The organism is Cupriavidus sp. 01T418, from assembly GCF_056398885.1.
This window is the reverse complement of the sequence record NZ_JBFTQG010000157.1, coordinates 1-566: the sequence shown is the minus strand read 5'-3', so window position 1 is coordinate 566 and position 566 is coordinate 1. Positions and strand designations below refer to the sequence as shown.

2 protein-coding genes are annotated in these 566 nt (G+C 65.6%); one reads left to right on the top strand and one right to left on the bottom strand.

The genetic code is table 11. The features are described from left to right. A partial coding sequence (locus AC1DQ3_RS36695) for a hypothetical protein (protein WP_477124975.1) occupies window positions 1-215 on the bottom strand: 215 nt, incomplete at its 3' end. 105 nt (window positions 216-320) lie between these two features. On the opposite strand from AC1DQ3_RS36695, the gene AC1DQ3_RS36690 reads away from it, so the two are divergent. Then, on the top strand, window positions 321-566 hold a 246-nt coding region (locus tag AC1DQ3_RS36690; RefSeq protein ID WP_477124974.1), incomplete at its 3' end, for a hypothetical protein.

The following is a 566-nucleotide window of genomic DNA, read 5'->3' as shown; positions in this document are numbered from 1 at the left end:
TCGCGAATGGTGGCCAGCCTTGCCTGGGTTTCAGGGGCAATGCCCGCAGGAACGTCCCTCGGGTGTGATAAACGCGCAATCTTCGCTGGGAGGCTGTCGTCGATGGCCGTCTTGCGCTTCTTATGGGGAGTTCGGCCGCCTTGCGGCGTGGTGGTATCCGCGTGCAGGGGTGCACAGGCATCGCGCGGTGCGAGACGTTCGCTCGTATCGGCCATCGGTCTGGTCGCRGAGCCGGGAACGGGCTCTTCCAGGCGCTGCGGCGTGGCGGGTACGCTMACCCCAGKCGCTTGCATGGGGAGTGGGCGGACGGGCTGACGCAGATGACTGGGCTGCTCCGGCTGGGTGCGCTGAAGCGCCGCCTGTTGTTGTCCATACGCGTCAAGCGCTCGCAGGACGGATTCGCCGAGATCGCAGGARCGCTCGAGCTGGTCAGCCAGGCAATGGCGCAGCAGCACTGCTTCTTCGCCAAGCATCGGTGTGTCGCGCCGGCACGCCCGCGTGAAATTGTGGTACGCATTCGGGTCAAGCATGCTGAGACCCAGGCGYACGGCATCGAACAGGCTGTT